The following is a 7,154-nucleotide window of genomic DNA, read 5'->3' on the forward strand; positions in this document are numbered from 1 at the left end:
CTAAGGCGGCATTGACAAAAATCCGTTTGCGTGAAATGAGTAATTTGATTACAAAATAATGCTAAAAGGAAAAAAAAATAAATTCTTGGAATTACCGGCAGTATTGCCGCGTACAAGGCGTGCTATATCATTCGCGGACTGATAAAACAGGGAGCGGAAGTGCAAGTCGTAATTACTCCGGCGGGAAAAGAATTTATTACTCCCATCACTCTTTCGGCTTTGACCAGCAAACCGGTCATCAGTGAGTTTTTTGCCCAGCGTGACGGAACGTGGAATAGCCACGTCGATCTCGGATTGTGGGCGGATGCTGTATTGATTGCACCTGCCACTGCCTCTACTATCGGTAAAATGGCCAATGGAATAGCCGACAATATGCTCATAACAACTTATCTTTCGGCAAAAGCTCCCGTGTTTGTTGCTCCGGCAATGGATCTCGATATGTTTGCCCATCCCGCCACCCAGAAAAATCTGGATATCCTGCGTTCTTACGGTAATCACATTATCGAGCCGGGAACAGGAGAATTAGCCAGCCACTTGGTAGGAAAGGGACGTATGGAAGAGCCGGAAAACATCATCCGAGTATTGGATGAATTCTTCGCTTCGAGTGATGAACTATCCGGGAAGAAAGTGATGATTACAGCCGGACCGACTTACGAAAAAATTGACCCGGTGCGTTTCATAGGCAATTATTCTTCCGGAAAGATGGGATTTGCGTTGGCAGAAGAATGTGCCCGTCGCGGAGCGCAGGTGACATTGATAACAGGTCCTGTGCAGCTCAAAACGAAACATTCCCGTATCCGGCGTGTAGATGTGGAATCAGCAGAAGAAATGTATGCGGCTTCACAGATCTATTTTCCAGATGCTGATGCAGGTATTCTTTGTGCGGCAGTAGCCGACTACCGTCCGGAAACAGTGGCCGACAAGAAGATTAAGCGGGAGAAAGAAGAGGAACTAACCCTCCATCTTCAGGCAACACAAGACATCGCTGCCAATTTAGGAGCACTGAAAGGGAAAAATCAGTTATTGGTTGGCTTTGCCCTCGAAACCAATAATGAGCAGCAGAATGCCGAAGGAAAGCTCGAACGCAAAAACTTCGACTTTATTGTGCTCAATTCGTTGAATGATGCTGGAGCCGGTTTTCGCCATGATACCAATAAAATAAGTATCATCGACAGGAAAGGTCGTACAGACTATCCTCTGAAGCCGAAGACGGAAGTAGCCCAAGACATCATCGACCGTCTGGTAGCCACTCTGTCTTCCGGTTTTTAATTTTTAATCTTTAATTAAAATAGAAGGTGTTACGTTCACTATACATTCAGAATTACGCATTGATAGAAAAACTGGATATCAGTTTTGAAACAGGCTTTTCCGTTATAACAGGTGAAACGGGAGCCGGAAAATCAATTATTCTGGGAGCTATCGGACTCCTGTTAGGACAGCGTGCCGATGTGAAAGCGATTCGCCACGGAGCTTCCAAATGTATCATAGAGGCACGTTTCGATATATCTGCCTATGGTATGCGTCCGTTTTTCGAAGAAAACGAGTTGGAATATGATGAAGAGTGCATTTTGCGTCGTGAAGTGCAGTCTTCCGGTAAGAGCCGGGCATTCATCAACGATACTCCTGCTTCGTTGGCACAAGTGAAAGAGCTGGGCGAACAGCTGATAGATGTACATTCGCAACATCAGAATCTGCTGCTTAATAAAGAAGGATTTCAGTTGAATGTGCTTGATATTCTGGCGCATAATGACGCTGCATTGGCGAAATATCATCTGTGTTATGACGAATGGAAACAGACAGATCGCGAACTCGCTGAATTAGTGTCACTGGCAGAGAAAAGTCGCTCCGATGAAGATTATATCCGCTTCCAACTCGAACAGCTCGAAGAAGCCTGTTTGGTGGAAGGCGAACAGGAAGAACTGGAGCAGGAAGCTGAAACATTAAGTCATGCAGAAGAGATAAAAGCCGGACTTTACCGGGTGGAGCAGTCGTTTGCTTCGGATGAAGGTGGCTTGCTTTCTTATCTGAAAGACAGTCTGAATACACTGAATAATCTGCAAAGAGTATATCAGCCGGCCAAAGAACTTACCGAACGTATGGAGAGCGCTTATATCGAACTGAAAGATATTTCGCACGAAGTCTCTTTACAAAGTGACTCCGTTGAATTCAATCCGGTTCGTCTGGACGAAGTGAATGAACGGTTGAATCTGATTTATTCCTTACAGCAGAAACATCGGGTACAAACCCTTGATGAATTGATAGCGCTAACGGATGAATACCGCAGCAAATTGTCGGACATCACTTCCTATGATGAGCGTATCGCCGAACTGACTGCTCGCAAAGAGGAACAATATAAACAAGTGAAACAACAGGCAGAAGTGCTGACCAAAGCCCGTACGAAAGCTGCTCGTGAAGTAGAAAAACAGCTGGCTGTCCGGTTGATTCCATTAGGAATGCCGAATGTTCGTTTCCAGATAGAAATGGGACTGAAGAAAGAGCCGGGATTGCAAGGAGAAGATACAGTCAACTTCCTGTTTTCCGCCAATAAGAACGGCACCTTGCAGAATATCTCTTCTGTAGCTTCAGGAGGTGAAATCGCCCGTGTCATGCTTTCTATCAAGGCGATGATTGCCGGAGCCGTCAAGCTGCCGACCATCGTATTTGATGAAATAGATACCGGAGTCTCCGGTGAAATAGCCGACCGTATGGCGGACATGATGCAGGAGATGGGCGACCGCAACCGTCAGGTAATCAGTATCACCCACCTGCCGCAGATTGCTGCCCGTGGGCGTGCTCATTATAAGGTATACAAGAAAGATAGCGATACGGAAACCAACAGCCATATCCGCCGTCTCACTGACGAAGAACGGGTAGAGGAAATAGCTCACATGCTTAGTGGTGCCACTCTGACCGAAGCTGCCCTTAGCAATGCCAAATCCCTGCTTGCCCGCAACTGATAAATAGTGAATAGTAAATAGTAAAATAGTAAATCAACCAGATGTTAGATAAAAGTGAAATGATTTTCGGCGTTCGTGCCGTGATAGAAGCCCTTCAGGCTGGAAAAGAGATAGATAAGATCCTCGTGAAGAAAGATATTCAAAGTGATCTTTCCAAGGAGCTTTTTGCAGCTTTGAAAGGTACGCTGATACCTGTTCAGCGTGTTCCGGTAGAGCGTATCAACCGTATTACCCGGAAAAATCATCAAGGAGTGATCGCCTTCATTTCTTCTGTGACTTATCAGAAAGCGGAGGATCTTGTTCCTTTCTTGTTTGAGCAAGGAAAAAATCCGTTTTTTGTTATGCTCGACGGAGTGACTGATGTACGCAATTTCGGGGCGATTGCACGTACCTGCGAATGTGCAGCTGTCGATGCCGTGATTATTCCTGTCCGGGGTAGTGTGTCGGTCAATGCTGATGCCGTAAAAACATCGGCAGGAGCGCTACATACTCTTCCGGTATGCCGTGAACAGAACCTCCGTTCGACTCTGCAATATCTGAAAGACAGTGGTTTCCGCATTGTGGCTGCTACCGAAAAAGGAGATTATGACTATACCAAGGCCGATTATACAGGTCCCCTCTGCATCATAATGGGAGCGGAGGATACAGGAGTTTCTTATGAAAACCTTGCCCTCTGTGATGAATGGGTGAAAATTCCGATGCTGGGCACTATCGAATCCCTGAATGTCTCTGTAGCTGCCGGTATCCTGATTTACGAAGCTGTGAAACAAAGAAACAATGACTGATATGAAGAAGATTTTAATTCTACCTTTACTGCTTTTCTTCCTGGTACAAGGAAGCATGGCACAAACCCCAAAATGGGTAGAGAAGGCAAAACGTGCAGTCTTCTCAATAGTGACTTATGACAAGAATGATAAAATGCTGAATACGGGAAACGGATTCTTTGTGTCCGAAGACGGATTGGCTTTATCAGATTATACTCTTTTTAAAGGAGCTGAACGTGCGGTAGTGATTACTTCCGAAGGCAAGCAGATGCCGGTCAGCCTAATACTTGGAGCGAATGACATGTATGATGTCATTAAGTTTCGTGTGGCTATCACCGAGAAGAAAGTGCCTGCACTGGTCGTTGCTAAAACAGCCCCGGTGACAGGAGCCGATGCGTGGATGCTTCCTTATTCTACACAAAAAAGTATCGCTTGCGTTACTGGTAAGGTGAAAGATGTTTCCAAAGTAGCCGGAGAATACCATTATTATACATTGAGCATGCATATGAAAGATAAGATGGTGAGCTGTCCGGTGATGAATGCGGAAGGTCAGGTATTTGGTATTGCGCAGAAATCATCCGGTATCGATACGGTGACTACTTGTTATGCGGCGGGAGCAGCTTTTGCCATGTCGCAGAAAATCAGTGCTCTTTCTTTGGGAGACGCTGCCTTGAAAAGCATTGGTATCCGGAAAGGTTTACCCGAAACGGAAGATCAGGCATTAGTGTATCTGTTCATGGCCTCTTCGAGCCTCTCGGGCGAGGACTATGAAAAGCTGTTGGATGACTTCATTCGCCAGTTCCCTGCCAATGCAGATGGTTATCTCCGTCGTGCCAATTATTATGCATCTAAAGGTAAAGACGATCAGACCTGGTATGATAAAGCCGTTGCCGACTTTAATCAGGCTCTGAAAGTAGCCCAGAAGAAAGATGATGTATATTATAATATAGGTAAGCTAATGTATGCTTATCAATTATCGAAGCCGGAGAAAACTTATAAAGACTGGACGTATGACACTGCTTTGAAGAATGTCCGTCAGGCAATCGCTATTGATCCGCTGCCAATTTACATTCAAATGGAAGGTGATATACTGTTTGCCCAACAAGACTATGCTGGTGCTTTGGCTGCTTATGAAAAGGTAAATACTAGCAATATTGCTTCTCCGGCCACTTTCTTTAGTGCTGCCAAGACGAAAGAACTGCTGAAAGGGGATCCGAAAGAAGTGGTAGCCTTAATGGATAGCTGTATTGCCCGTTGCCCGCAACCGATTACGGCCGACTTTGCTCCATATTTGTTGGAACGTGCGCAGATGAATATGAATGCCGATCAGGCGCGAAATGCAATGCTCGATTATGATGCTTACCATACGGCAGTCAAGGGAGAAGTGAACGACGTGTTCTATTATTATCGCGAACAGGCAGCTTTGAAAGCACGTCAGTTTCAACGCGCTTTAGACGATATTGCCAAGGCCATCGAGATGAATCCGACAGACCTCACCTACCAGGCAGAGCATGCAGTTGTAAACCTCCGTGTAGGACGGTATGAAGAAGCCATTCAGATTTTAAATAATATATTGAAGACTGATCCTAAATATGGTGAGGCTTACCGTTTATTGGGACTTTGCCAGATACAGCTGAAGAAGACAGATGAAGCTTGCGGCAACTTTAAGAATGCGAAAGAATTGGGTGATCCGAATGCAGATGAATTGATAACCAAATACTGCAAGTAAAAAGATCATCTTCTTGAAGATAAAAAATGAATCCCTGCCAACTCGAAAATTGGCAGGGATTCCTCGTTTTTGGGGACGTTGTATAAAAAACTCTCTCTCTTTTTTTATTTTTCCCCACTTCACTTGTTAAGTTCAGGTTGTAGGTTTTAATGATATATGGTTTGATTTCCCTTTTTCCCCTCTTTTATAAGTTAAATGCATGGTTATTGAAAATACTGCATGGCTTCACTTATTTTTTTTAGAAATAATTCGAAATTCTATCTAAAACAGTAAGTAAATTTAAAATTGTGGTTCATTTTATTTATAATCTTACTATATTCCGCACGTTTTTAATAACACGTATGAGATAAGTTATAATTTATGGAAAAAAATCGATTTACTATTTGTGCAAACAATTACATCGATTGTTTGCGACAAGAGGGTCGTTATTCTACGGCCCATGTGTATAAACACGCTATTCGTTCTTTTTCGCAGTTTTGTGGAACTCAATCCATCACGTTTAGTAAGATAAACCGTGAAACTCTAAAGAGGTATAGCAACTATCTGATGGCTTCCCGTTTGAAGCCCAATACGATTTCTACGTATATGCGTATGTTGCGTAGTATCTACAACCGTGGTGTCGATATGCATCAGGCTCCTTATGTACATGGTTTGTTCCGGGATGTTTTTACCGGGGTGGACACACGTCAGAAGAAAGCTATCCCGATCAGCGAACTTCACATGCTATTAAACAAAGATCCTCAATCGGAAAAGCTTCGTCGGACGCAGGCCATTGCCAATCTGTTATTTCAGTTTTGTGGAATGCCTTTTTCTGATTTAGCCCATTTGGAAAAGTCCAATCTGGAGCGGGGGCTTTTGAAGTACAATCGTACCAAGACCGGTACTCCTATGAGTATAGAAGTGCTGGAGTCAGCGCAGAATGCAATTGGGGGATTGTACAATAAATCTGACGCCCGGAGTTCTGGCTATCCTGATTATCTTTTCCGGATATTAAGCGGAGCGTACAAGCGGAATGAAGAAGGAGCCTATCGTGAGTATCAGTCAGTTTTGAGACGTTTTAATAATGAGTTGAAAAGCCTGTCTAGAAAATTAAGGCTACATTCGCCCGTCACGTCGTATACGCTTCGTCATTCTTGGGCTACGACTGCTAAGTACAGAGGTGTACCTATCGAAATGATTAGCGAATCACTAGGACACAAATCTATTAAAACAACACAGATATATTTAAAGGGTTTCGAATTGGAAGAAAGAACAAAGGTAAATAAATTGAATTATTCTTACGTTTGTAATTTTAAAATGCTCTGATTAATATTATTAAAGCATTATGGATTAGGGACTTAATGCTGATGTTACTTCTTAGGTAACGGAATTATATTCGCTACAAAGATAGGTAAAAATATTAATAGCAAACAAACAATAAACTTCTTTTTTTCCTTTTTCTCTAAAATATGCAACATAAATCTATCTGAACATGAAGGATAACATCTTCATGCTCAAAGGCTTTTTATTACCTAAATTCAAGAATGTTTTATATTGAATGTTAGGTGCCCGCTTTTATATTCCCTCATAATCGATTTTTTTCTTTTTTTCACAGCGATGTGTATTCTATATGTGTGTTGTCCGTTACCTAAGAAGTAACGGATGAACATGGGGTAAAAAAATATGATTTTAACGAAACCGAAATCAGTAAATGCCGGGCCTAGT

4 protein-coding genes and 1 pseudogene are annotated in these 7,154 nt (G+C 43.2%); all 5 read left to right on the forward strand.

Translation table 11 applies throughout. The features are described from left to right. The first annotated feature begins 58 nt into the window (after nucleotides 1-58). The 5 genes and pseudogenes from coaBC to BSCG_RS04245 all read left to right on the forward strand — a co-directional run bounded on the left by coaBC (nucleotide 59) and on the right by BSCG_RS04245 (nucleotide 6,755). A pseudogene (gene coaBC / locus BSCG_RS04265) lies at nucleotides 59-1,269 on the forward strand (bifunctional phosphopantothenoylcysteine decarboxylase/phosphopantothenate--cysteine ligase CoaBC). A 26-nt stretch (nucleotides 1,270-1,295) separates the two neighbouring features. Beyond that, nucleotides 1,296-2,957, forward strand: coding sequence for a DNA repair protein RecN (recN, locus tag BSCG_RS04260; RefSeq protein ID WP_004304014.1), 1,662 nt, complete (start codon nucleotides 1,296-1,298; stop codon nucleotides 2,955-2,957). A gap of 41 nt (nucleotides 2,958-2,998) precedes the next feature. After that, on the forward strand, nucleotides 2,999-3,742 hold the full coding sequence (rlmB, locus tag BSCG_RS04255; RefSeq protein ID WP_008777178.1) for a 23S rRNA (guanosine(2251)-2'-O)-methyltransferase RlmB: 744 nt from the start codon (nucleotides 2,999-3,001) through the stop codon (nucleotides 3,740-3,742). Nucleotide 3,743: 1 nt separating this feature from the next. Then, nucleotides 3,744-5,450, forward strand: coding sequence for a serine protease (locus BSCG_RS04250; protein WP_008777179.1), 1,707 nt, complete (start codon nucleotides 3,744-3,746; stop codon nucleotides 5,448-5,450). Nucleotides 5,451-5,810: 360 nt separating this feature from the next. After that, entirely contained in the window at nucleotides 5,811-6,755 is a 945-nt protein-coding gene (locus BSCG_RS04245) for a tyrosine-type recombinase/integrase (RefSeq protein ID WP_008777180.1), read from the forward strand. The last annotated feature ends 399 nt before the right edge of the window (nucleotides 6,756-7,154 follow it).

This window comes from Bacteroides sp. 2_2_4 (assembly GCF_000157055.1).
Taxonomy (GTDB): Bacteria; Bacteroidota; Bacteroidia; order Bacteroidales; family Bacteroidaceae; genus Bacteroides; species Bacteroides ovatus.

Coding starts and splice junctions, on each gene's coding strand:
- rlmB (WP_008777178.1), top strand. CDS start 2,999: ATGTTAGATAAAAGTGAAATGATTTTCGGCGTTCGTGCCGTGATAGAA.
- BSCG_RS04250 (WP_008777179.1), top strand. CDS start 3,744: ATGAAGAAGATTTTAATTCTACCTTTACTGCTTTTCTTCCTGGTACAA.
- BSCG_RS04245 (WP_008777180.1), top strand. CDS start 5,811: ATGGAAAAAAATCGATTTACTATTTGTGCAAACAATTACATCGATTGT.